The sequence below is a fragment of the Streptococcus sp. Marseille-P7375 genome, from assembly GCF_902460365.1.
Taxonomy (GTDB): Bacteria; Bacillota; Bacilli; order Lactobacillales; family Streptococcaceae; genus Streptococcus; species Streptococcus cristatus_I.
Genome location: NZ_CABPTR010000001.1, coordinates 512698 through 536965 on the forward strand (window position 1 = coordinate 512698; position 24268 = coordinate 536965).

Here is a 24268-nt window from a genome sequence, read left to right on the forward strand (position 1 = left end):
GTCGGATTAAGGGCTGTCCGTCCTTTGTTTGGAATGAGGAAACAAAATGAATCTTATCAGAAAACTGGACTGGTTTTTTAAACTGGAGAAACGGCGCTATATGATCGGCATTTTGGCCTTGTCTCTGGTCAGTGTATTTAATCTGATTCCGCCACGAGTCATTGGGCAGGTCATAGATAGAATTGCTAGGCAGAGTCTGACTACTGGAGAACTTATTTATAATCTTCTTCTTTTGATTTTGTCTGCTTTTATCATGTATGGTTTGCGGTATGTCTGGCGGCTCTATATATTTGGTACGGCCAATAATCTGGGACGCATCTTACGCTTTCGGCTTTTTGAGCATTTTACGCGGATGTCGCCAAGTTTTTATCACAAGTACCGAACGGGTGACCTCATGGCTCATGCGACCAATGATATCAATGCGGTAGTCAGCGTGGCTGGCGGTGGTGTCATGTCAGCGGTAGATGCTTCTATTACGGCCTTGGTGACCCTCGTCACCATGTTTTTGGTCTTGGACTGGCGGCTGACCCTGATTGCTATTCTCCCTCTGCCCTTTCTGTCTTGGGGGACTAGTTTGATTGGTCGGAAGAATCACGAGAGCTTTAAAGCGGCTCAGGAGGCTTTTTCTGATCTCAACAATAAGGTTCAGGAGAGCGTAGCGGGGATTAAAGTGACCAAGTCTTTTGGCTATCAGAATGCAGAGACTCAGTCCTTTGCATCCATCAACCAAGAGGTCTACCGCAAGAACATCTTGGCTGCCAAGTACAATTCCCTGTTTGACCCGATGGTGCTGATTTTTGTCGGCTTATCCTACGTTCTGACTTTGATTTTCGGAGGAATATTTATCTCTAAAGGTCAATTTACAGTCGGTGAACTGGTTACCTTTATGACTTATCTGGATATGCTAGTTTGGCCGCTGCAAGCGATGGGGTACCTAGTGAATATCAGCCAGCGGGGAGCTGTTTCCTATGAACGGATTGAGAACTTGCTGGCTGAGGAGTCAGATGTAGAGGAAGCCCAGCAGCCACTTGCTAGTATTCAAAATGGCCGACTAGACTATGAGATAGATTACTTTGCTTATGAGAACGAAGTGACTTTGAAGGATATTCACTTTACAATAGAAAAAGGGCAGACCTTGGGGATCGTAGGGCCGACTGGATCTGGGAAGACCACCTTGCTACGCCTCTTGCTTCGGGAGCAGGATATTCAAGAAGGAGCAATTTATCTGAATGGCCACGATATCCGAGAGTATGCTCTTAAGGATCTGCGCGGTCTAATTGGTTATGTGCCCCAGGATCAGATACTCTTTGCCCTGTCCATTCGGGACAATATCCGCTTTGCCAATCCAGAACTGTCAGATGAGCAAGTCATCCGAGCAGCCCAGCTTTGTGGTGTTTATGAGGATATTAAGGCTATGCCAGATGGTTTGGATACGCTGCTTGGTGAGCGGGGAGTCTCGCTTTCTGGTGGTCAAAAGCAGCGTTTGGCTATGAGCAGAGCCCTCATCACCAATCCAGAAATTTTGATTTTGGATGATTCCTTGTCAGCAGTGGATGCCAAGACTGAGCATGTGATTTTAGAAAATCTCAAGCAGGAACGAGCTGACAAGACGACCATTATCACTGCCCATCGTCTGTCAGCCATTGTCCATGCGGATTTGATTCTAGTTTTGGAGAATGGCCGTATTAAGGAGCAAGGTAGCCACCAAGAGCTGCTGGCAGCACAGGGCTGGTATGCCCAAACCTATCAAAATCAACAATTATATGAACGCTTTGAGGAGGAGTCTGCAAAATGACAACACAATCAACTTTTAGACGCCTCCTAGGCTATATGTGGCGCTACAAATGGATTAGTCTGCTGGCTCTAGCCTTTATTTTTGCAACGACTCTAGTGACAACGGCCTTGCCACTTTTGGCTCGTTCTTATATTGACCAGTTTGTCAGCCGAGAGGCAGCCACAAATGGGCTGTATCTGCTGGGGATTTACTACGGTCTCTTTCTTTTGCGGGTGTTCCTTACTTTTCTGGGGCAGTATGCTTTTGCACGAGTGGCTTATAGCATTGTCCGTGATCTTCGGCAGGAAACTTTTGCGAATATGCAGCAATTACGTATGGCTTACTTTGACCAGACTGCAGCAGGGGCTATCGTTTCTCGCTTGACCAATGATACCCAGTCAGTGGCTGATATGTTTAGCAGTATTTTTTCAAATTTCCTTAGCTCCATGCTTATCTTGGTTGTGACAATTGCAACCATGCTGGCTCTGAATTGGCGGCTGACTCTGCTGATTGTCCTCTTTTTGCCCATCATGCTTGGCTCGATTATCTTGTATCAGCGGCTGTCCAATCGCTTGCTCAAGCAAGTCCGAGCCAGACTGAGCGACCTCAATGTCAAACTTTCTGAGAGTATTGAAGGGATGCGGATCATCCAAGCTTTTGGTCAAGAAAAACGGCTAATCGAAGAATTTGAAGCAATCAATGGGGAACACCTAGACTTTAGCAACCGCTATCTGAATGTGAACAGTCTCTTTCTGCGTCCAGCTATGTCCTTGCTGAAAATCTTAGCTTATGCCCTTATTTTGACTTATTTTGGCTTGAGTTGGCAAGTAGCTGGAGTAACTGCGGGTGTCATGTATGCTTTTATCCAGTATGTCAATCAGCTTTTTAATCCCTTGATTGATGTCATGCAAAATTACTCAGTTCTTCAGACGTCAATGGTGGCTGCGGAGCGCGTTTTTGAACTCATGGATCGTCGAGACTTTGAGCCTGAACAAGCAGAAGAGGGACCTGAGATTCAGGCGGGCAATATTGACTTTCAGCACGTGACCTTCTCCTATGACGGAAAGCGGGAGATTCTAAAGGATATTTCCTTTAGTGTCAAGCAAGGCGAGACAATTGCCTTTGTCGGATCAACGGGTTCGGGAAAATCTTCTATTATCAATCTTTTCCTGCGCTTTTATGAATTTGAAAAAGGCAAGATTCGTATCGATGGCAGAGACATCAGAGACTATAGTCAAGCAGAGTTACGCCGCAATATCGGTCTTGTCTTGCAGGATCCCTTTCTCTACCACGGCACCATTTCCTCCAATATCCGCATGTATCAGGAGAGTCTGTCACAAGCAGAGGTCGAAGAAGCAGCTCGCTTTGTTGATGCCCATGACTTTATCAGCCAATTGGCTCAGGGATATGATAGTCCGGTTACTGAGCGCGGCTCCACCTTCTCTAGTGGGCAACGACAGCTTTTGGCTTTTGCCAGAACCATTGCAACCAAGCCTAAAATCTTGATTTTAGACGAGGCCACTGCCAATATCGATTCGGAAACCGAAGAGCTGATCCAGCATTCCCTTCGGAAAATGCGGCAGGGTCGAACCACTATTGCCATCGCCCATCGGCTGTCCACGATTCAGGATGCCAATTGCATCTACGTTTTAGATAAAGGGCGCATTATTGAGTCTGGTAGCCACGAAGAGCTTCTAGCACAAAATGGGACCTATAAGAAAATGTATCGCCTGCAGGCTGGGATGATGGATGCCTGATAAACAAGGAGAAATTCAAATAAAAGTTGTAGGACAATAAGCCTACAACTTTTTTAGATAGTCTTTCAATTTTTCCAGATTTTCCTTTAAATCATCAAACCGTAGCTTAGCATAGTGGTAGGGGCAGGTCTGAATGTAGCTACTTTCAAAAAAGTCCAGCGGAAGCTTGCTATGTTTGAGGGAGCTGACTGAGGGGAGGGATTGGAGGTCAAAAATCACGCCATCTGTTGTCAACTGGTGGGGTAGAGGGAAATGAAGGTCGTCCAAGAGGAATTGTGCCTTATTCTTTTCAACTTCCAGTTGGTTCAATAATGCCAGACGATTCTTTTCAAACATCAGATTGTCAATGTAGAGGGAAAGAGCCTTTTGCATGATGAGGTTGCTGTCGTAATCAACCGCTTTTTTATAGGAAAGAAAGGTTTCTCGAATCTGAGGTGGCAGAGCCAAAGCTGTAATGCGCAGGGCGGGAAAAAGGCTGGTGGAAAAAGACTTGATATAGAGGACATGCTGGCTTTCATCTAGATAGTAAAACGGCAGTTCTCGCTTACTATCAAAGTCGGCCAGATAGTCGTCTTCAACGATATAGACATCATAACGCTCAGCGAGGGAAAGGATTTCTTCCTTTTCCTGACGGCTGTAGGAATGTCCTAGTGGATAGTGGAAACGGGGAATCGTATAGAAAAACTTGATTTGCCTTGTTTGAAAAATCCGCTCCAATTCTTTCAGGTCAATCCCAGTCGGTTTACGCTTTATGGTCTCATAAGGTAGTGTCTGATTTAGCAGTAAATCATTGATACGATGATAGGTAGGCTGCTCCACCAGAATGGTGTCTTTACCATTGGGGAAGTCAATCTGAGAGAGAATATAAAGGGCTTGTTGGGTACCGGAAGTCAGAATCAGATTATCTGCAGAAGTGTAGACTGCGGAGTCCAAGAGTAAGCGCTGGACTGACTGTCGCAGATCCTCCAGCCCTTCTTGCTGGGAGTAGTAGTTAAAAAGATAGTTTTCTCGACCAATCAGCGTTTCATTGACACAAAGGCGGAAGTCTTCATAGGCTTGATGGCGGTCGTCTGTCACAGCCAGCTCAATATCTTCCTTTTTGTTTTGGTCATTTTCCAAGACATAGTAGCCACTCTTAGGCACAGCATAGATGTACTTCTGATAACGAAGTTCAATCAGAGCCTTCTGAGCAGTATCCTTGCTGCAATGGTAGCGGTCTGCCAGCTTGCGGACGGAGGGAATCTTTTGCCCCGTACTAAGCCTTCCCTTGTCAATGTCCCTAATAATTTTATCCATGATGACTTGATATTTTGTTTTTGCTACCATTCTGTCCCCCTACAGATTTCTTTCTCTTATCTTATCTTATTTCTAGGAAGCTGGCAAAATTTCTTGTTCATTCAAAATATAAAAACCAGCCTTGAATTCCCTTCAAAACTGGTTCAATCTAGAATATTTGCCTCGTGCTTATTCTTGCAGAAAGCCCAGTGCAGCTAAGGCTTCCTCAATATAGTCTAGGTCTTGCTGAGAATCTGCCTCGATTAGATGGTAGTGAACTCCATTTGTTAGCTCGGATAAGGCACGAAAATCGCTCTCTGAGACTTGCTCTAAAAATTGCTGCACATCGCGACGGCAAGTCAATTTCAAATAGGTCTGGATTTCCCCATAGACAGGATGCTCAATCATGATATTTTGCACCCGTCCGCCATTATCAACGATAGCCAAAAGTTCGGCTTCGATATCGTCCGCCTTGTGTTTGAGTTTAAAAAGGCGGTGAAAATGAGCGGGTTCATTGCTTTCTTTATAGAGATAGCCCCTATTGGTACTGATAATCGGAGCACCATCAGCCCGCAGCAGAGCAATATCCTGAACGATAATCTGGCGAGTGACATGAAATTGTTCCGCCAAAAATTGTCCGTTTAAAGGTTGCCGAGCTTCTTTTAAAAGCTCTAATACATCATTTCTTCGTTTTTTTGTCATATCTTCATTGTAAATCAAATCTCTAGAAGATTCAAGGTTTAGCGCATCTTTTTCAGAGCCTGATAGACAAATTTGGCGATGACAAAGTCCACCATACTGTGAACGATTGTTCCAAATCCCACTAAGCCGAAGAGGATATAGAAGGCATTCGCCGGATAGGCAGTTGTCGTATAAAAGAGAATGCAGACCACTACCTCACCAAAGGCATGAATCAAGGCCAGCACGAAATTAAAGATCCAGGTCGTTTTCTGATTGTCCAATATGCCAGGATGCTTTTGCAGGTAAAGAGCGCCGATAGTCCCGAAGAGTAGGTGAGACAGGGCTCTCAGGGTAATGATGAAGGGAAGACCGGACATGAAAAATCCGATGGTAGAGCCGAGGACGACAATCACTGTCATGAGTGGTGAGATGAACATGGCTAGAAAGATTGCAACGTGGCTAGCTAAAGTGAAGGAAGCAGGCGGAATAACAATCTTAATCGGCATAACCAGCGGAATAACGATGGCTAGGGCAGTCAAGAAAGCGGTCAGTGTCATAAACTGATTTTTGGATGTTGGTTTCATAATAAACTCCTTTTAGTTACTGTATATACACTAGAATAGTACATTGTTTTGTCACAAAAGTCAAGAAAGTTTTTTAAAAACAAGTGATTTTCTTTGCCCATTTGTCAAATAAGATAAAATATCGTATAATAAGACGGTAAAATATGGCTGTCATTCGGTTCTTATTTTTTTCTGAATGCCTGCCCACTTATAAGGAGAAATGATTTAATGAATAATTTACCAAATTGCCCAAAATGTAACTCAGAATACGTTTATGAAGATGGTGTCCTCTTGGTTTGTCCAGAATGTGCCTATGAATGGGATCCTGCAGAAGTTGCAGCAGGAGAAGCTGGTCCAGTAGCCATTGATGCGAACGGAAACCAGTTGGCTGATGGCGACACAGTTACCTTAATCAAGGATTTGAAAGTCAAAGGTGCTCCCAAGGATCTCAAACAAGGAACGCGCGTGAAAAATATCCGCATTGTCGAAGGTGACCACAATATTGACTGTAAGATTGATGGATTTGGTGCTATGAAGCTTAAGTCAGAATTTGTCAAGAAAATCTGAGAAGCGCTATGAATAAAAAAATAATTCTTGCTTATCGCCTTCTTCTTTTGGTTTTGGCTTTTGTAGGGGTCTATCTGGAAATTGCTAAACTTGGCGTGGGAATGCTGATGTACTACACTGTCTTGTCTAATCTTCTGGTTCTGTTATTTACCGCTTATCTCATTTTTAGAATGTGGACGGACAATAACTGGGAGAGTTCCAAGCTGTTGCGCGTGAAGGGCGGTGTAACCATGTGTATCATGATTACCTGCGTGGTCTATCACTTGCTCCTAGCTCCGATTGCGACAGATTTTTATCGGCTGGAAAATTTCCTTTGCCATTACATTGTGCCTCTCATGTTTTTCTTTGATACTCTTGTATTTGATAAAACTCGGCAGTATCGTTGGTTTGATCCCATTTCTTGGACAAGTGTTCCGCTGATTTACATGATTTTTGCCCTTATTAACGGTTTTTTCTTGAAAATTGATATTCCGAATGCCAAGGATAAACCCTTTCCCTACTTTTTCCTGAATGTCTATAAGCACGGTTGGCCTTATGTTATCAAGATGTGCTTGATTATCTTTGTGGCCTATCTGGTCTTTGGTTTTATTTTTTACGGAATCAAATCTATCTCATTTTCAAAGAAGAAAACTTAGAGTCTTATAATAGGAATAGAAAACAGATGTTCTCTGTTTTTTATTTTGTTGAAATGGATTAGCAATTTATCGTGAAAAAAGTTCATTTTTTTCTTGAAATGGAATTGAAATTGTGGTATAGTTATAAACAATTAAATAGTCCTTTAATTCTATCCAGAGAGATAGGCAAGGAGCAAAGTAAAAATGATGGGTGGAGTGTGACAAGTGCGTCTTGTTTCAGCCTGTCTCTATTTTCTGAGGTCTCCTTGCAAAAGGAGGCTTTTTTAATGTTTTTAGGAGGTTTAGTTTAGATGAAGACAAAGGAAGTTGTCGATGAGATCACCATGAATCGTGCCATCACGCGAATCACCTATGAAATCATCGAGCGCAACAAGGATTTAAGCCAAATCGTTTTGGCAGGCATTAAGACCAGAGGGGTTTTCATTGCCAAGCGGATCCAGCAACGACTGGCTCAGCTAGAGAAAATAGAAATTCCAATTTGCGAAGTGGATACAAAGCCCTTCCGAGACGATATCAAGGTCAAGGAAGACACGACAGTAATTCCAGTTGATATTACTGATCGCGAAGTGATTATCGTCGACGATGTGCTTTATACAGGCCGAACTATCCGCGCAGCCATTGATAATCTTGTCAGCAATGGGCGGCCATCACGCGTCAGCCTCGCCGTTCTAGTGGACCGCGGGCACCGTGAGTTGCCGATTCGGGCAGACTATGTTGGCAAAAATATTCCAACGAGCCACCTTGAAGAGATTATTGTTGAAATGACTGAAAAAGATGGTCACGACCGAGTTCTGATTGTAGAGGAGGAGACAAGATGAGTCAAGAAGTTAAATACGATGTCCATGATATGCCAAAACCTGGCTTACTCTTAGGACTTTCATTCCAACATTTATTCGCTATGTTTGGGGCGACAGTGTTGGTTCCGATTCTGGTGGGAATTGACCCAGCAGTAGCCCTGTTTTCAAGTGGTTTGGGAACGCTGGCCCACTTGACAGTGACCAAGTACAAAATCCCTGCTTATATGGGCTCCAGCTTTGCTTATATCGCTGCCATGCAAATCTTAATGAAGACAGATGGGATTGCTGCGGTTGCGCAAGGTGCTATCACGGGTGGTCTGGTCTATTTTATCGTGGCCCTCATCGTGAAATTCGCAGGTAACGCCTGGATTGATAAGATTTTGCCACCGGTAGTGGTAGGGCCTATCATCATGGTGATTGGTCTGAGTCTAGCGGGTACAGCTGTTGGCGATGTGATGTATAAGACTGTTGGAGACCAGAAGGTTTACGATATCACCTACTTTGCTATCGGGATGGTAACTCTTCTCTGTGTCATTCTCTTTAACATCTACGGTAAGAAAATCGTTGGTATTATTCCAGTTCTGCTGGGCTTGATTGTTGGCTATATCTTCGCTCTGATTGTCGGAGCGGTGACAGGTCAGGAGATTATCTCTTTTGCTAACGTGACAAAAGCTTCTTGGTTCCACGTTCCGCCAATGAATCTTCCGTTTATAGATTATGATTTTAAATTGTATCCAAGTGCAATCCTAACAATGGCGCCGATCGCCTTTGTAACGATGACAGAGCACTTTGGGCATGTTATGGTTCTGAATAGCTTGACAGGCAAAGATTTCTTTAAAGAGCCTGGTTTGGATAAGACTTTAGCTGGAGATGGTCTGGCTCAGGTTATCGCGGGTATCTTTGGTGCTCCGCCAGTGACCAGCTACGGTGAAAATATCGGGGTGATGGCGCTCAATAAAATTTACAGTGTTTATGTGATTGCTGGTGCTGCTGTATTGGCTATTGTCATGAGCTTTGTCGGGAAAGTATCCGCCCTGCTCCAATCAATTCCAAGTCCAGTTTTGGGTGGCATTTCCATCGCCCTCTTCGGGGTAATTGCTTCCAGCGGTTTGAAAATTCTGATTGAAGCCCAAACCAATTTTGACAACAAAAAGAACCTGCTGATTGCCAGTGTCGTTCTGGTATCTGGTATCGGTGGTCTGACCCTGCAACTATCAGGTCTGCAAGTTTCAGGAGTTGCCTTGTCAACTGTTCTCGGAATTGCCCTCTACCTCATCCTGCCAGAACCTAAAAATTAGGCTGACGAGATTGCTACATTTGTCCAAAGTTTTTAATAAAAAAGGAGTATAACATCATGTCATCAAATCAAATCGCACTTAAAAATCTTGTATCTATGGAACACCTTACGAACGAAGAAGTAATGGCTTTGATCAAGCGCGGGATTGAATTTAAAAACGGCGCAAAGGTTCATTATGATGAGCAGCATATCGTTGCAAATCTCTTCTTTGAATCTTCAACTCGGACTCACAAGGCTTTTGAAGTAGCAGAATTAAAACTTGGATGCGACCTGCTTGACTTTGATGTCAAGACAAGCTCAGTTAACAAGGGAGAAACCTTGTACGACACGATTTTGACTATGTCAGCTCTCGGTGTAGATGTCTGTGTCATCCGTCACCCTGAGGTGGACTACTATAAAGAATTGATCGAAAGCCCAACGATTACAACTTCTATCGTAAATGGTGGTGATGGTTCTGGTCAGCACCCAAGCCAAAGTTTACTTGACTTGATGACAATTTACCAAGAATTCGGTCATTTTGATGGTTTGAAAGTAGCTATCGCTGGTGACCTTGATCACTCACGTGTAGCCAAGTCTAATATGCAAATCTTGAAACGTCTCGGTGCTGAGCTTTTCTTTGCTGGTCCAGATGAGTGGAGAAGTGCGGAATTTGCTGACTATGGTAAGTTCGTAACGATTGACGAAGTTATTGACCAAGTGGATGTCATGATGTTCCTGCGCGTACAGCACGAACGACATGACTACAACTCCATTTTCTCTAAGGAAAATTATCATAAACTCCACGGTTTGACGCAAGAGCGCTACGATCGTATGAAGGATACTGCAATCCTGATGCACCCAGCGCCTGTCAATCGCGATGTAGAAATTGCAGACCATTTGGTTGAGGCTCCAAAATCTCGAATTGTAGAACAAATGACAAATGGCGTCTTTGTCAGAATGGCAATCATTGAGGCTGTTCTCAAGGGACGCAATTAATCTCAGATTGTAGCTTGTGAGTAGGCTTGGACTCAAGAAGAGTCTGCCTACTCCTTTTTTAAACTTAAACTTAACCTTAAAAACTTATAAAAAAACAAATGTTAAAATCAAAAGAACTACTCGAAATCATGGTTTCTGAGTAGTTCTTTTGATTTATGCATTGCTGGATTTTGCAAAGATTCTTGGGATGACTTTTTTGAGTTGTGGGATGAAGACGAGGCTGACCCCAATAACGATGAGGCGGTCTGCATAGTCGGTTAGCGCTTGGACGATGATGGTGCTGGTGATCAGATCTAGGCCTAAACCGTGTAAACCTTGAACGATAATACTAGAGCCGCTCGGAGTGATCCCTTTGAAGACAATGACGGTTATCAGAGAGGCCAAAGCAGTAGCTGGCAGAGAGACTAGAACCGTTTTCCAGAGGAGGTTTAGTCTTGGTTTTGAATCAGAAGTGAAAAAGACCGAGACAAGAAGAGCCAAAAGAATGGCTACTGGAGAGAAATAAATAGCAGAAATGTCTGTTGTAAAGGCGCTAATAAGAGCACTGGCAATCGCAGTTCCTACTCCGAAAATAGGTCCTAAAATGAGGCTGGCTAATATCGTTCCAAAAGTATCCAAATAAACAGGAAGTTTTAGAAAAAGGGCGATGTTGGCACCGATATAGTTTAGAGCGATGCAGATAGCTGTAAATGTAATGGTAAATGGTGTTATTTTTTTCATAATCTTATCCTAAATTTAAAGTTTCTAGATCTTGGTAGATGATTTCCTTTGAAGTGTTGAGTATCACGGAGAGAAAATCCTGAAAGAAGAGGTGGGTGTTTACTTGGGTCAGCACCTTAGCATTGGCTTGCTTACCATAAAAATGATAGGCATCAACCAGCGTTTGTCCCATGGCAATGCCTTCCGTTGCGAGATCGACGAAGGAGTCAAATCCTTGACAAAGGTCCTTATGCAGAAAATAGGCAACGGCTAATGGATCGTTGATGACACAGCCGATAATATGTTCATACTCCCAATGAAAATCCCAGTAAAAACGCGTGATTTTTCCGATAAAGTCAGCGACTTCAGGGTTGATAAAACGCATATATTCCAAGAGATTAGGCGTCAAGACAATCTTTCGCGTGACATCTAGACCGACCATTTCAATCTTTCTTCCAAGTTTTTCGTAGGTTTCTTGGGCTGCATGCGGATCGCACCAGTAGTTGTACTCCGCTACGGGTGAACAGTTGCCGTGCGATTTGTAGCTGCCGCCCATACTGACAAATCGGTCTAGATGTTGCCCAAGGTTAGAATTTTTCCTAAGAGCCAAGGCAATATTGGTCAAAGGCCCCAGTGCAATGATAGAAGTATCTTTATTTTTCTGGAAATAGTCTGCCAGATAGTCATAAGCTGCTTGTTGCTGGGCTTGGGTGGAACTGCTTCTTGCTATTCCGCTTTCCCCCAATCCATCCATGCCGTGGGTATCCTGAGCGGAGACGAAGTCACGAACCAAGGGCTTATCGGCTCCTGCATAGACTGGAATATCTAGCCGATTGAGCCTTTCTAGGATTTTAAAGGCATTTTCAAGACCAAGTTCCAGTGGGACATTTCCAGCGACTATGGTCAAAGCGACGACCTCTAAGTCAGGGTGTTGCAGGGCATAGAGTAGGGCTAGGCTGTCGTCTATGCCGGGGTCGCAGTCAATAATGACTTTTCTTTTCATAGGTCCTCCTTTTGAGAAATAAAATAAGGCTGAAACCTCAGTCTCAACCTCTCAGTTAGTTCTGCCAAAGTGGCAGGACACCAGAAAAAAACTATGCGCAATTACATTACTTTAGAATATAAGGGTACTTAGTTTTTTATACTGGGAAGTTTGCGAACCAGTCCAAAACAAGTGTTTTGAATTATGCATTTACTATCATAAAGAAAAATTTCCTAAAAGTCAATGGGAAGGAGGACAAGAATAGTCAGGCTTTTGACTTTATGATATAATAAGTAAGATAAAAGAAATGAGGAGAATACAATGGCAAAAATAGTACAAACAGATAAAGCACCGGCAGCAATCGGACCATATGTTCAAGGAAAAATCGTAGGCAACCTTTTATTTGCAAGTGGTCAGATTCCTTTATCACCAGAGACAGGAGAAATTGTAGGTGCAACGATTGAAGAGCAGACCCAGCAAGTTTTAAAAAATGTAGGAGCCATTTTGGAAGCGGCTGGAACAGATTTCGACCATGTGATCAAGGCAACCTGCTTCCTAAGTGATATCAATGATTTTGTGCCATTTAATGAAGTCTACAAAACAGCTTTTAAGAGCGAGTTTCCAGCTCGTTCGGCAGTAGAAGTGGCTCGCTTGCCTCGTGATGTAAAAATCGAAATCGAAGTCATTGCTGAGATTGTAGAATAAATGATTGGGACCGGGAGAAGTTTCCCGTCCTTTTTTAGTAATAAAATGTTAGACGAAGGGAGAAAGAATGGCTGAACACAAGATTCAATTAGTGATTGTGACAGGAATGAGCGGTGCCGGAAAGACTGTCGCTATCCAGTCTTTTGAGGATTTGGGCTATTTTACCATTGATAACATGCCGCCGACCCTAGTACCAAAGTTTTTGCAGTTGGTCGAAGGGACAAAGGACAATGATAAGTTGGCTCTGGTTGTTGATATGCGGAGTCGCTCCTTCTTTTTGGAGATTCAGGATATTTTGGATGAGCTAGAAAGAAGCACGGAAATCGATTTTAAAATTTTATTTTTAGATGCGGCTGACAAGGAGTTGGTGGCTCGCTATAAGGAAACTAGACGCAGTCACCCTTTGGCAGCTGACGGGCGAATTTTAGATGGTATCAAACTGGAGCGTGAACTCTTAGCCCCTCTGAAAAATCTCAGTCAAAATGTTGTAGATACGACGGAACTGACACCACGGGAGCTAAGAAAGACCATCTCTGAACAATTTTCAAATCAGGCTGATCTGCACAGTTTCCGCATAGAGGTTATGAGTTTTGGTTTTAAATATGGTTTGCCTCTGGATGCAGACTTGGTTTTTGATGTGCGTTTTCTGCCTAATCCCTACTATAAACCTGAGCTGCGCAATCAGACAGGATTGGATAAGGATGTATTTGACTATGTCATGAACCATGCGGAGTCAGAAGAATTTTACAAGCATCTGCTGGGCTTGATTGAGCCGATTTTGCCCGGCTATCAAAAGGAAGGAAAGTCTGTGCTGACTATCGCAGTTGGCTGCACGGGCGGACAACACCGTAGTGTAGCCTTTGCACAGCGTTTGGCTGATGATTTAGCGAAAAATTGGCCAGTCAATGCCAGTCATCGCGACAAAAATCGTCGGAAGGAAACGGTGAACCGCTCATGAGAAAACCAAGAATCACAGTTATCGGCGGCGGTACAGGAATTTCAGTTATTTTAAACAGCCTGCGGAAAAAGGATGTAGAGATCACAGCTATTGTCACAGTTGCAGATGATGGCGGTAGTTCTGGTGAGCTGCGGAAAAACATCCAGCAGCTGACGCCGCCGGGTGACTTGCGAAATGTTTTGGTGGCTATGTCTGATATGCCAAAGTTTTATGAGAAGGTCTTCCAGTATCGCTTTGCCAAAGGAGACGGCGTTCTAGCAGGTCATCCCTTGGGGAATCTGATTATTGCTGGCATTTCCGAAATGCAGGGCTCTACTTATAACGCTATGCAGCTTCTGACTAAGTTTTTCCATACGACAGGTAAAATCTACCCTTCGAGCGACACACCACTGACTCTGCATGCTGTGTTTACAGATGGAACGGAAGTTGTCGGTGAGAGTAATCTGGCCAGTAAGGCTGGCATGATAGAGCGGGTCTATGTGACCAATACCTATGATGATGAAAAGCCTGTTGCGAGTAGAAAGGTAGTCCAGAGTATTTTGGATAGCGATATGGTGGTGCTGGGACCGGGTTCTCTCTTTACCTCCATCTTGCCAAACCTCGTAATCGAAGAAATTGGCCAAGCCATTTTAGATACTAAAGCAGAAGTAGCCTATGTCTGCAACATTATGACCCAGCGCGGCGAAACCGAGCACTTTTCAGATAGCGACCACGTTCAAGTATTGCATCGTCATCTGGGCAAAAAGTTCATTGATACCGTCTTGGTCAATATCGAGCCAGTTCCGCGTGAGTATATGAACAGCAATAAATTTGATGAATATCTGGTTCAGGTTGAGCATAATTTTCGAGGGCTGCAGGAGCAAGTTCCGCGTGTTATTTCATCGAATTTCCTTCGTTTGGAAAATGGCGGGGCTTTCCATGACGGAGAGTTACTTGTTGATGAATTGATGAAGATTATACAGGTGCGCAAATGAGCTTTACAGTAAAAGTAAAAGAAGAGCTTTTAAGCTTATCTGTAAAAGACAAAAACGAGTTGGCTGCCATCATTAAGATGGCTGGTAGTTTGGGAATTTCTTCGACCGGCCTTACCTTATCCATTTCAACAGAAAATGCTAAGATTGCTCGCCATCTCTATGAGCTGCTGTCGGACCTTTATCAGGTCAAGTCAGAAATCCGCCATCATCAGAAGACTAATCTGCGCAAGAATCGCGTTTATACAGTATTTCTGGATCAGAAAGTGGAAGAAATCCTTTCTGACCTGCACTTGGCTGACTCCTTTTTTGGTATTGAGGCAGGGATTGACCAGGCCATTTTATCAGATGACGAAGCCAGCCGAGCCTACCTACGGGGAGCCTTCCTCTCAAATGGTAGCATGCGAGAGCCAGACTCAGGTAAGTACCAGCTGGAAATTCTGTCCGTTTATCTGGATCATGCTGAGGATTTAGCTGCCTTGATGCAGCGTTTTCTGCTGGATGCCAAGACCATTGAGCGCAAGAAGGGAGCTGTCACCTATCTGCAGCGGGCTGAGGATATTATGGATTTTCTCATTGTCATCGGTGCTATGGAGGCCATGGCTGAGTTCGAGTCTCTTAAGCTCATGCGGGAAGCGCGCAACGACCTCAATCGTGCCAATAATGCGGAGACAGCGAACATCGCTCGTACGGTCACAGCCAGTATGAAAACCATCAACAATATTGCCAAAATCAGCGATAATATCGGCATTGAGAGTTTACCTGTAGACCTACAGGAGGTGGCTCAACTTCGTATCCAGCATCCGGACTACTCCATCCAGCAGCTAGCTGATAGTTTGAGCCGGCCTCTAACTAAGAGCGGTGTCAATCATCGCTTGAGAAAAATCAATAAAATCGCAGATGAATTATAAAAGCTGCTGAGCTTAAGCTCGGCAGCTGTTTTTTTATAGGCTTGTAGAATGTTTGGGTTGGACTTTTTGCTCAGGATAGATATGGTTAATAGCATTGTTGACAGCAGTAGGTGCCTCACCCAGCCCAGTTGCAATCAGGTCAATCTTCCCCTCGTAGCTGCAGCAGTCGCCGGCTGCATAGATTCCTAGCACGGAAGTTTCTTGCTTGCTATTGACCAAAATCTTGTGACGGTTGAGCTCCAAGCCCCAATCTTTGAGATTACCGACAGAGGATTTAAAACCGTAGTTGACAAAGAGATGATCCAGAGGCAAAAGCTGACTATCCTCTCCTTTGACTTGGCTGATTTCCAAGTGGGTAATCTTGCCATTTTCACCGACCAATCGACTAGGTACAAATGGTGTCTTAATCTCAACACTAGAAGCCTTGAGTTCTTCCACACTATGCTCTAAAGCCCGGAAGTTATCCCGACGGTGAATCAGGCTGGTTTCTGCGATTTTTTCAAAAGCTAGTGCCCAGTCAACAGCCGAGTCACCGCCTCCAAGAACAACAACTTTTTTACCAGCGTACTGGCTGATGTTTGAAACGTGATAGTGGAGGTTGCTGTAGGCTTCAGCATCATCTAGCTCCAAAGCTCTCGGTTTGAAGGCGCCACCTCCCATGGCGATGATAATGGTTTTGGTCTGATGCTGGGCTTGAGAAGTCGTGATGATGAAGCCATCATCAGATTTAACGATATCCAGAACCGTTTCGTTGAGGCAGATTTCAGTCTGGAAAGTCTCCAGCTGCTCAATCAGACGCTGAGTCAACTCTTCGCCAGTCAAATTAGTAAAGCCCGGCACATCCAGAATCTTCTTCTCTGGATAGAGAATGGCTGGCTGACCACCCAGCTGAGGCAGGGAATCAATGATTTTAACCTTGGCTTGGCGCAAGTGAGCGTAAAATGCAGCGAATAGGCCAACTGGACCGCCGCCGACAATCGTAATATCATACAGTTCAGACATAATTTTCCTCAATCTTTTTAAAATAAACTAGCATTATTGTACCACAAAAAGAGGTTGAAATGTAGTTGAATTTTTGTAGGGATTGTAAAAGCCCCATCAGGGGCTTAACATTAAATAGCAAATAAATCATTGAGGTTTTCAGCCAAAGTCGGGTGAGTGAAGATTTGCTTGCTCAAGTAGGTGTAAGGAATCTTATTATCCATGACTACAGTCAGGATATTGATAATTTCCTGAGCCCCAGCTGCGAAGATAGTCGCTCCGACGATTTCCTTGGTCTCAGTGTTGACAACAGCCTTGAAAGCACCACGCAAGTCAGCATTGACATGACCACGAGGCATTGCTGCGACTGGAATCTCCTTAACTGCAATCGGCAGTCCTTGCTCTAGGGCTTCCTTTTCAGTCAATCCGATTTGAGCTAAAGGCGGTGTGATGAACATGCTGGTAGGTACGTTCTTACGGTCTTCCAGTGTGTAGCTGCCGTCGCCAGCCAGATAGCTATAAAGGATGCGGAAGTCATCCAGTGAGATATAAGTGAACTGCAGACCGCCATTGACATCGCCCGCTGCAAAAACGCCGGGTACAGATGTTTCCAAGTGTTTATCAACCTTGATAGCTCCGCGCTCTGTCAGCTCAATGTCAGTATTTTCCAACTGTAGTGCTTCAACATTAGGCTTGCGGCCAGTAGCATAGAGCAGGGCATCAAAGCGGAATTCTCCATCCTCTGTCACAACGACAACTTCAGCACCATCATTTTTAACCTGTGTGGTACGTACATTTTGCAGGAGTTGGATTCCGTCTTCTTCCATGTATTGCTTAGCTAGAGCAGCGATAGAAGGCTCTACTCGAGGGAGAAAGACAGGAGCAGCATCTAGCACAGTCACCTGGCTGCCCAATTTGTTGTAGAGCCCAGCAAACTCTAGGCCGATGTTACCGCCACCCAGAACTCCCAAGCGTTTAGGAAGTTCTTTCAGATTTTGGATGCCAGTTGAGTCATAGACATGCTCGGTCTCAGTCAGTCCTGGAATCGGCAGGACATTGGAAACAGCACCAGTATTGATGACAATAGTCTCAGCAGTCAGTTCCTCTTTCTCATCGCCAGCTGTGATTTCGATGACCTTATTGGAAAGGAAATGAGCTTCCGCATCAATGATGTCGACACCAGCGCCACTGACTGCTGCGTAGTTCTTCCCGTTGAGACGGCTGGTCACAGCATTCTTTTCAGCCATAACTTGGTCAAAAGCCAGACCTTTTTCAGCTGCAACAAGCAGGGTCTTGGTTGGGATGCAGGCGATATTGATACAGGTTCCCCCGTACATAGCCTTGCTTCGCTCAATCAAAGCAACTTTTTTTCCTTGGGCCGCCATTTTGGCCGCCAATGTTTTACCGGCCTTACCAAAGCCGATGACAATTAAATCATAGGTTAACATAATTTACCTCCATTTTTCAAAAAGATTGTATCACATCTAATCAGAAAATGCTGAGTTTTGCTACGCCTATTTTAAAAAAGTATCATAAAACATTTTAATACACTTTGTCCATTTTATTGGAACTAAATTTTAGCGCTTTTTCTTGCTATATGTTATACTTTTTTTCATCATAAATTACTATAAGGAGAAGAAAATGTCTGTTTTTACACTGATTTTGGCAAGCTTGGTTGCCTTGGAATTTTTCTATATTATGTACCTAGAGACCATCGCAACGACCTCAGCTACGACAGCACGGGTCTTTGGTATGCCTCAAGAGGAGTTGGAGCAGCAGTCGGTCAATACACTTTTCAAAAACCAAGGAGTTTACAACGGGCTGATAGCTGTTTTGGTCTTGATTGCGGCTTTTGTGCAGCCTAGTCCAGTTTGGCTGGGGATTTTTATGGTTTATATCATCTTGGTAGCTGCTTACGGTGCAGTGACTAGCGATCCGAAAATTTTGTTCAAGCAGGGTGGTTTGGCAATGTTGACTTTGCTGAGTTTATTTTTCTAAAAAGGAGCGGAAATAGCGATTTCCAGCTCTTTTTTACATAATGATTGACTTTTTTATTAGACATGTGTAGAATAAAACTAGAAGAAAACTTTAGAAAGTATGGAAATACAATGAATCATTCAATTAAACGTTTACCAGATGGTGAATTTGCCATCTTAAAGATTATTTGGCACCTGCCAAATCCAACGACCTCTGCCCAAATCATGGAAAAGCTGGGTGAAGATAACCATTGGAAGCCTCAAACCTTATTGACAGTCTTAGCTCGCTTGACGGAAAAGGGCTTTTTAGAAAGTGTTCGCAAGGGACGTGAAAGGCAGTATACGGCCTTAATTTCGGAAGAGGAATATTTAGAAGTAGAGACGTCAGACTTTTTGAAGCGCTACAGCGGACATTCCATGGGAGGCTTTGTCAAGACTCTCTTTTCATCCAATTCCTTTTCAGAAAATGAACTGGATGAGTTGCGTAATTTACTGAATCAGAAAGAGTAAGATGAGGTAGTATCCATGAAACAGTTCCTTTTGTCTTTCCTCTTAACCAGTTTCTCAACCTCGATCTTGGTTCTGTTTTTGAGCCTTCTTTTTGCAATCCTTAAGAGCAAGATTTCAGTCAAGGTCAAGTATTTTATCTGGTTTTTAATTTTGCTGAGCTTTCTATTCCCAATCCGTCCTCAATTTGGCTCTGGTTTGATTCGGCTGAGTACTGGGGCGACTGTTCAGACAGCTGTTAGAGCTGGCCAGACAAGTGGAGGGCAGGCTGTTTCTCAAGTAGCTGAAAAAGCTAGCCAGGTAAATCTCTGGGAGACTTTTCTAGGTCTACCTTGGTTTGAAATATTCTTTACCATTTGGCTGCTTGGTTGTGCATTTAATCTAGGCAAATATGCCTATTCTTATATCCGTTTCAAAAAGATGTTGCAACGTTGGGGGACAGATGTTGAGGATGAAGAGACTTTGTTCCAGTTGCATTTGATCAAAGAAAGGATGGGCGTTAAAAGCAAGATTCGTCTGCTCCACTATCCTATGACACAGAGTCCAATGTTGCTCGGTTTCAGGGATGTTTTGATTGTGCTACCGGAGCTGGACTATACGGAGGAGGAGCTGCAGCTGATTTTCCAGCATGAGTTGACCCATTATCAGCACTATGATGTCTTGATTAATCTTTTCGCGATTCTTGCCAAGAGCCTGCATTGGTTTAATCCAGTGGTTCGTTTTGCTTGTCGGGAAACTCAGGAAGCAGGAGAAATGTACTGCGACTACGATGTTTTGAGTAGAAAAGACACAGCATATCGCACTTTTTATGGTGAGATCATTCTGACGATGATTGACCGTAGTAAGAAGACTCCGATTGCTTTGACAACTTGTTTTTACTCGGATAAGTTTAATCTTAAGCGACGGATTATTGGTATCATGGACAGCCGCCTGCCGAAAAAGTTTCTGTCTGCTTCCTTCGTAGTAGCAGTTCCTCTACTTTTGCTCTTGACTAGCTCGGTCTTTGCCTTAGAAAATCCAGTCGCACAAGATAGTAAACTTGTCTTAGAGTCTAAAAAAGCGGAAGGACTTAGTCAGCGTCAGGCTTTAGAAACAGTTTTGAAAGAACTATCTTTGGCTGAAAAGGACGTTAAGGATGTGAAGATTTCACGTGAGAAAGGCAATTATAAGATTCTCTTTTCACATGGACAGACGGCGCATGAGATGCTTGTCAATGCCAAGACTGGAAAAGTCGTCCAATCCAAGCAGCATACAATTGTCGAAAAGACAGTGACAGTTGAAAAAGAAGTTCCGCCATCTTCGTCTTCTGCAGCGACTCCAGCTGATAGTGGAAGTGGGAATGGGAATGCAGGTCATACGGGAAGTGTTAGCGCGCCGCCTCCTGCGACCAATACTGTGACAAATTCAAATACAAACACTAGTACAGCACCTGTCCAACCTCCTGCTCAAACTAGCTCCTCAAAGAGTAAGGATAAAGATCGTGATGATGAAAAAGACGATGACGACGACGATGATGACGATTAGATAAAAGATTCTACCAATCAAGATTTCTTGATAGAAGCAGCGATTGGTAGAATTTTTTTATCTTTATTTTTGGTATAATCTAGTCTTTAACTCATAAATTGAGGTCAATTTTGAAGCAATCTTTGAAACAGCCTGCAAAAGTTTTGAGTTGACCTCGGTCCAGTCAGTTGACAATAAGTTTATCAAGTTGGACTACGTGGTTGATTTGAAACCAGATGTAAGCGACCAGCACCTCATTCAACGCTTCTTACGCTATGAGAAGATTAAGAATATTTCCTTCTCGAAAGAAGCCAAAAAACGAAAAACCTTGTAAGGTAAAAGACAGTCGTTTTGAATGACTTGCATCCCAAAAGTTATCTTTTGGGATGCAAGTGTTTTGTTGATCAATATAGCTGTAATCTCTCTAAAATGCTATAATGTAGTTATCCAGAAGTGGAGGATTGAAGAGTGCTTCATATAATAATCATCATTTCTATCATACTTTTATTACTCATGTTTCATTCTTTGATTCAGCAATCAAAGAATCCTTCGGGCTTTCTAGGAAAACGAATGATGAAATTGTGGAATCGAGCCTATATCCCCATGTTTGTATGGGCAATTCGTCATCTGGATAGGACATTTTACCCTGTAATCTTAGATGTAGGAGTTGGGAACGGCCGTTCAACCATCCTACTGAAAGAAACCTTTCCGCAAAGTACTATAACTGGAATCGATATTTCAGACATTGCAATAGCTCAAGCCAAACAGATAGGGATGGTCAATCTAAATTTTGAACGAAGAGACGTTAGGGAGACAGGATTTTCTGATGAAAGTTTTGATTTGATTACAGCTTTTCAAACGCATTTTCATTGGCAAGACCTAGATGCTTCTTTTATAGAGCTTCGAAGGATACTCAAATCAGATGGGATGCTCTTACTGGCTTGTGAATATAACAAGTTGTCTTACTTTTTACCAGAGGTCCAAAGCGAAGAAGCATTTAGACGATTTTTGTTATCAGTAGGCTTTGAGCTCGTAACTAGTCAAAGAAAGGGATCGTGGATCCTTTATAAAATTGTCAAACATTAATGGAGGCACAATCATGAAACAATTATTTTTATGTTCATACTTTGCTGGTGTCAAAAAGCTTTTTAGAGATTATGCAAAGGAAAAGAATCTAGAAAATAAGGTTTTATTTATTCCTACCGCTGGGAACAAAGAGGACTATACTGCCTATATTGATGAGGCTCAGCAAACATTCAGAGATTTAGGATTTGAGATAGAGGTTCTAGATATTGCTTCTTGTGATCGAGAAACTGCACAGGCAAAGATTTTCCAAAGCAAAATTCTTTATATCTCTGGCGGGAATACATTTTATTTATTACAAGAATTAAAGAAAAAACAACTCCTATCTCTTATCAAAGAACAAATAAGAGATGGGTTGGTCTATGTGGGAGAATCAGCAGGGGCTATCATTACAGCTAAGGATATTGACTACAATAAACTCATGGACGATAAGACCGTAGCGACAGAGTTATCTGATACAGCAGGATTGGATGAAGTGGATTTTTACATCCTTCCACATTATGGTGAGGAGCCTTTTACTGATAGTAGCAAAAAGACCTTTGAAACCTATAAAAATCAGTTCAGTTTAATGCTAATAAACAATTCCCAAGCCGTAATTGTAAATGGTGAAGAAAGAGAAGTCGTTTCTGAACAGACTTAAAATAAATTTCTTTTTGCTATTATGATGTTCATTCTAACAATTTGTTGCTTTTAAAAAAGAAAGTGAAGATAATATAAGTTTATGGCAGTGTAAGTGTCTAGAGTTTTGAGGTACATAATAAACAAAAGGTTGATGAGTAATTCATCAACCTTTTTTGTATTTTAGGAGGTACATGTGTCAGATAATATTGAAATTGTTATGGATATTGATACGTTAGAAATTTTTGATGTTATAGATCTTGATAAGAGCGAAGATATAGTAGATTGTATTCCTGAAGAAAATTCTGATGTGAACGTGTCTCCTTATGATTACCTTGATAGAGTTTGGCTTGGAAATGGCTATTATTATAAACCTTCTAGTGTTATCTGGGAGGTTACAAAAGATGATGTCATTCATCAACTAAAGCCTAGAAATAAACATGGCACTTATTCATACTCCAGAACAGCAAGAGATAGAACTTGGGGCCAATCTAGTCAATTGACTCAGGATGAAGCCTTGTGGTTGACTCTAGAGTTTAATCCAGAGCTGATGAGTTATGTGTAGGAAGGTTCAAGGAATGGAAACTGGTATTTGTAGGAGGTGTGGTTGTAATTGGATTACGCCATGCCTTGATGATGTTTGTGGCGTGTGCTGGTGGATGGATAAAAATAGGACACTGTGTAGTCATTGTTTTTATGGATTTAATGATGAACCTTATCAGACGAAAGTTTACTATAGACCAGGTCATGACTTTCTTGAAAGAGATACAGAATTTGCTTGGGAAACATTGGCAAATCTAAAAAGCCACTGGGTCTATGATATAGAACATGATGTGTTGTGTGTAGTTGGTTTAGGCGACCACATTGGAGCAGTTCGATTCATTGCAAGAAAATTTTATGGACTTGATCGTATTTATCGTGATGAAATACCTAAATGGCAAGAGATTATTGCTAACAACATGATTTTTCACAATGCAGCGGTGAATGAATCAGAACATTACGCTAGCTGCTTGCCGAGAAAGTATAGAACTGAGGATTGATATGGATAGTAAAATTATCGATAAAATACAAAATCTTTTAGAGTTATCTTATGATGCCCCAAATGATGAGGAAGGGCAGACTGCTCTTCTTATGGCTCAAAAGCTAATGGTCAAGCACAATCTATCTATGAGAGACCTTGCAGCTGCTAAACCTAAAAACAATATAGGCGAGACATTAGGCACAAGGGAATATAGGCTCCCTTGGTGGCAAGAAAAATTAGCGGCTATTTTAGGGCCGAATTTCAGATGTCAAACGATTAGGAGGCGGTATCGAAAAGAGGGGGTCACTCAAATGATATTCTTCGGTTATCATTCTGATGCTGAACTTTGCAGTAAAGTGTATGAAGGGGCAATCTTATATTTAAAGTATAGATTAAAACGGCTTCTCCCTACCGTTCCTAGAGCGTATTGGAAAAATTATAAAAAGTCTTATTTGCTTGGATTTTTAGAAGGTATTGACCAACGTTTCAAAGAGCAATCTCAATCATCGGAGGAATTCTCCCTGATGGTGCAGGTTCCAGCAGAAGTCTTGGAAGAGCAACGTCGTCGAATGGGAAGTTTAAAGAGTAGAACCATTAACGTCAAAGTTGATGTTGATTGTGAGGCCTATATTGTTGGTCTAAAACATGCAAAAGAAACAAAATTGATGTCTGAAGAATTGCTTCAGGCATGAATCGGAAATGATTTGTCGCTTTAACGCAAAGATTTTGTTTATCCCTAGAGATTGAATAATACAACACAATTCTTCATGCTATTGCAAAAAAGATGAATAGATTTTATGACAAAAATGATTTGAGTTTCTGAATGTTAATCTATACATACCCAAATTAAATTAAGAAATGAGGTCTTATATGAGTAGACAAGAAAAGAGAACCAGAGAAGTAATAATTCAGTTCTTGATGCGAGAGAATGGATTATCACGCAAAGAAACAGTTGCTAGTATTAAAGAATTGGAAGCTTTTGGATTGATTGGATTTAATTCAAATGGTGACTTTAGACTGAAAGAGGTGTAA

The 24268-nt window shown here is 42.6% G+C and carries 27 protein-coding genes, 1 pseudogene and 1 riboswitch; of the genes and pseudogenes, 21 read left to right on the plus strand and 7 right to left on the minus strand.

Translation table 11 applies throughout. The features are described 5' to 3' along the window. The first annotated feature begins 46 nt into the window (after nucleotides 1-46). Nucleotides 47-1795, plus strand: coding sequence for an ABC transporter ATP-binding protein (locus FZ954_RS02625; protein ID WP_148876808.1), 1749 nt, complete (start codon nucleotides 47-49; stop codon nucleotides 1793-1795). Continuing rightward, complete coding sequence (locus FZ954_RS02630; RefSeq protein ID WP_148876811.1) at nucleotides 1792-3531, plus strand: ABC transporter ATP-binding protein; 1740 nt, start codon at nucleotides 1792-1794, stop codon at nucleotides 3529-3531. The genes FZ954_RS02625 and FZ954_RS02630 overlap by 4 nt, the downstream gene beginning before the upstream one ends. Nucleotides 3532-3573: 42 nt before the next feature. On the opposite strand, the gene FZ954_RS02635 is transcribed toward FZ954_RS02630, so the two are convergent. From FZ954_RS02635 to FZ954_RS02645, 3 genes are all read right to left on the minus strand, one after another. Beyond that, nucleotides 3574-4857, minus strand: coding sequence for a PLP-dependent aminotransferase family protein (locus FZ954_RS02635; protein ID WP_148876814.1), 1284 nt, complete (start codon nucleotides 4855-4857; stop codon nucleotides 3574-3576). A gap of 138 nt (nucleotides 4858-4995) precedes the next feature. Then, nucleotides 4996-5508: a transcription repressor NadR gene (locus FZ954_RS02640; RefSeq protein WP_148876817.1), complete on the minus strand. Its 513-nt coding sequence runs from the start codon at nucleotides 5506-5508 to the stop codon at nucleotides 4996-4998. Between the two features lie 38 nt (nucleotides 5509-5546). Then, nucleotides 5547-6071, minus strand: coding sequence for an ECF transporter S component (locus FZ954_RS02645; RefSeq protein WP_148876820.1), 525 nt, complete (start codon nucleotides 6069-6071; stop codon nucleotides 5547-5549). A gap of 207 nt (nucleotides 6072-6278) precedes the next feature. On the opposite strand from FZ954_RS02645, the gene FZ954_RS02650 reads away from it, so the two are divergent. From FZ954_RS02650 to FZ954_RS02670, 5 genes are all read left to right on the plus strand, one after another. Next, nucleotides 6279-6617, plus strand: a complete 339-nt coding sequence (locus tag FZ954_RS02650) for a zinc ribbon domain-containing protein YjdM (RefSeq protein ID WP_005590197.1) — start codon at nucleotides 6279-6281, stop codon at nucleotides 6615-6617. A gap of 8 nt (nucleotides 6618-6625) precedes the next feature. After that, the gene (locus FZ954_RS02655) at nucleotides 6626-7252 is read left to right on the plus strand and encodes a Pr6Pr family membrane protein (protein WP_148876823.1); all 627 of its coding nucleotides are present in this window, start codon (nucleotides 6626-6628) and stop codon (nucleotides 7250-7252) included. A gap of 290 nt (nucleotides 7253-7542) precedes the next feature. Further along, a complete protein-coding gene (pyrR, locus tag FZ954_RS02660) occupies nucleotides 7543-8070 on the plus strand; it encodes a bifunctional pyr operon transcriptional regulator/uracil phosphoribosyltransferase PyrR (RefSeq protein WP_148876825.1) in 528 nt (175 codons plus the stop codon). Next, entirely contained in the window at nucleotides 8067-9347 is a 1281-nt protein-coding gene (locus FZ954_RS02665) for a uracil-xanthine permease family protein (RefSeq protein ID WP_045497156.1), read from the plus strand. The genes pyrR and FZ954_RS02665 overlap by 4 nt, the downstream gene beginning before the upstream one ends. A 56-nt stretch (nucleotides 9348-9403) precedes the next feature. Further along, on the plus strand, nucleotides 9404-10321 hold the full coding sequence (locus FZ954_RS02670; protein ID WP_045497159.1) for an aspartate carbamoyltransferase catalytic subunit: 918 nt from the start codon (nucleotides 9404-9406) through the stop codon (nucleotides 10319-10321). A 153-nt stretch (nucleotides 10322-10474) separates the two neighbouring features. On the opposite strand, the gene FZ954_RS02675 is transcribed toward FZ954_RS02670, so the two are convergent. After that, entirely contained in the window at nucleotides 10475-11041 is a 567-nt protein-coding gene (locus FZ954_RS02675) for a LytS/YhcK type 5TM receptor domain-containing protein (protein ID WP_148876829.1), read from the minus strand. 4 nt (nucleotides 11042-11045) lie between these two features. Beyond that, a complete protein-coding gene (locus FZ954_RS02680; protein ID WP_148876832.1) occupies nucleotides 11046-12023 on the minus strand; it encodes a nucleoside hydrolase in 978 nt (325 codons plus the stop codon). 122 nt (nucleotides 12024-12145) lie between these two features. Further along, nucleotides 12146-12190, minus strand: a riboswitch (PreQ1 riboswitch). A 133-nt stretch (nucleotides 12191-12323) separates the two neighbouring features. Here FZ954_RS02680 and FZ954_RS02685 point away from each other — a divergent pair. The 4 genes from FZ954_RS02685 (at nucleotide 12324) to whiA (ending at nucleotide 15547) form a co-directional block, all read left to right on the plus strand. Then, a complete protein-coding gene (locus tag FZ954_RS02685; protein WP_005590207.1) occupies nucleotides 12324-12707 on the plus strand; it encodes a RidA family protein in 384 nt (127 codons plus the stop codon). Between the two features lie 67 nt (nucleotides 12708-12774). Continuing rightward, the gene (rapZ, locus tag FZ954_RS02690; RefSeq protein ID WP_148876834.1) at nucleotides 12775-13665 is read left to right on the plus strand and encodes an RNase adapter RapZ; all 891 of its coding nucleotides are present in this window, start codon (nucleotides 12775-12777) and stop codon (nucleotides 13663-13665) included. After that, nucleotides 13662-14639 carry a YvcK family protein gene (locus FZ954_RS02695; RefSeq protein ID WP_148876837.1) on the plus strand — a complete coding sequence of 326 codons (978 nt, stop codon included), beginning with the start codon at nucleotides 13662-13664 and terminating at the stop codon, nucleotides 14637-14639. The genes rapZ and FZ954_RS02695 overlap by 4 nt, the downstream gene beginning before the upstream one ends. Further along, nucleotides 14636-15547, plus strand: coding sequence for a DNA-binding protein WhiA (gene whiA / locus FZ954_RS02700; protein ID WP_148876840.1), 912 nt, complete (start codon nucleotides 14636-14638; stop codon nucleotides 15545-15547). The genes FZ954_RS02695 and whiA overlap by 4 nt, the downstream gene beginning before the upstream one ends. Before the next feature lie 33 nt (nucleotides 15548-15580). On the opposite strand, the gene FZ954_RS02705 is transcribed toward whiA, so the two are convergent. Both FZ954_RS02705 and FZ954_RS02710 read right to left on the minus strand, forming a co-directional pair. Next, nucleotides 15581-16549, minus strand: a complete 969-nt coding sequence (locus tag FZ954_RS02705) for an NAD(P)/FAD-dependent oxidoreductase (protein ID WP_148876842.1) — start codon at nucleotides 16547-16549, stop codon at nucleotides 15581-15583. Nucleotides 16550-16659: 110 nt separating this feature from the next. After that, nucleotides 16660-17976, minus strand: coding sequence for an FAD-containing oxidoreductase (locus tag FZ954_RS02710; RefSeq protein ID WP_125390710.1), 1317 nt, complete (start codon nucleotides 17974-17976; stop codon nucleotides 16660-16662). Between the two features lie 193 nt (nucleotides 17977-18169). On the opposite strand from FZ954_RS02710, the gene FZ954_RS02715 reads away from it, so the two are divergent. The 10 genes and pseudogenes from FZ954_RS02715 to FZ954_RS11710 all read left to right on the plus strand — a co-directional run bounded on the left by FZ954_RS02715 (nucleotide 18170) and on the right by FZ954_RS11710 (nucleotide 24268). Next, nucleotides 18170-18526, plus strand: a complete 357-nt coding sequence (locus tag FZ954_RS02715; protein ID WP_061422917.1) for a DUF1304 domain-containing protein — start codon at nucleotides 18170-18172, stop codon at nucleotides 18524-18526. A gap of 110 nt (nucleotides 18527-18636) precedes the next feature. Further along, nucleotides 18637-19014 carry a BlaI/MecI/CopY family transcriptional regulator gene (locus FZ954_RS02720; protein ID WP_005592027.1) on the plus strand — a complete coding sequence of 126 codons (378 nt, stop codon included), beginning with the start codon at nucleotides 18637-18639 and terminating at the stop codon, nucleotides 19012-19014. Nucleotides 19015-19029: 15 nt separating this feature from the next. Then, nucleotides 19030-20535 carry a M56 family metallopeptidase gene (locus FZ954_RS02725; protein WP_125390711.1) on the plus strand — a complete coding sequence of 502 codons (1506 nt, stop codon included), beginning with the start codon at nucleotides 19030-19032 and terminating at the stop codon, nucleotides 20533-20535. Between the two features lie 100 nt (nucleotides 20536-20635). Then, nucleotides 20636-20848 (plus strand): annotated as a pseudogene (locus FZ954_RS11880) (DUF4956 domain-containing protein); the annotation flags it as partial. A 179-nt stretch (nucleotides 20849-21027) separates the two neighbouring features. Beyond that, on the plus strand, nucleotides 21028-21600 hold the full coding sequence (locus FZ954_RS02735) for a class I SAM-dependent methyltransferase (protein WP_282188046.1): 573 nt from the start codon (nucleotides 21028-21030) through the stop codon (nucleotides 21598-21600). A gap of 13 nt (nucleotides 21601-21613) precedes the next feature. Beyond that, nucleotides 21614-22237, plus strand: coding sequence for a Type 1 glutamine amidotransferase-like domain-containing protein (locus FZ954_RS02740; protein WP_125381808.1), 624 nt, complete (start codon nucleotides 21614-21616; stop codon nucleotides 22235-22237). Nucleotides 22238-22411: 174 nt separating this feature from the next. Next, a complete protein-coding gene (locus FZ954_RS02745) occupies nucleotides 22412-22780 on the plus strand; it encodes a hypothetical protein (protein WP_148876845.1) in 369 nt (122 codons plus the stop codon). Nucleotides 22781-22793: 13 nt separating this feature from the next. Further along, complete coding sequence (locus FZ954_RS02750; protein WP_187423313.1) at nucleotides 22794-23255, plus strand: hypothetical protein; 462 nt, start codon at nucleotides 22794-22796, stop codon at nucleotides 23253-23255. A gap of 1 nt (nucleotide 23256) precedes the next feature. Continuing rightward, complete coding sequence (locus FZ954_RS02755) at nucleotides 23257-23928, plus strand: DUF2786 domain-containing protein (protein ID WP_148876847.1); 672 nt, start codon at nucleotides 23257-23259, stop codon at nucleotides 23926-23928. A gap of 178 nt (nucleotides 23929-24106) precedes the next feature. After that, nucleotides 24107-24268, plus strand: a complete 162-nt coding sequence (locus FZ954_RS11710; RefSeq protein ID WP_187423314.1) for a hypothetical protein — start codon at nucleotides 24107-24109, stop codon at nucleotides 24266-24268.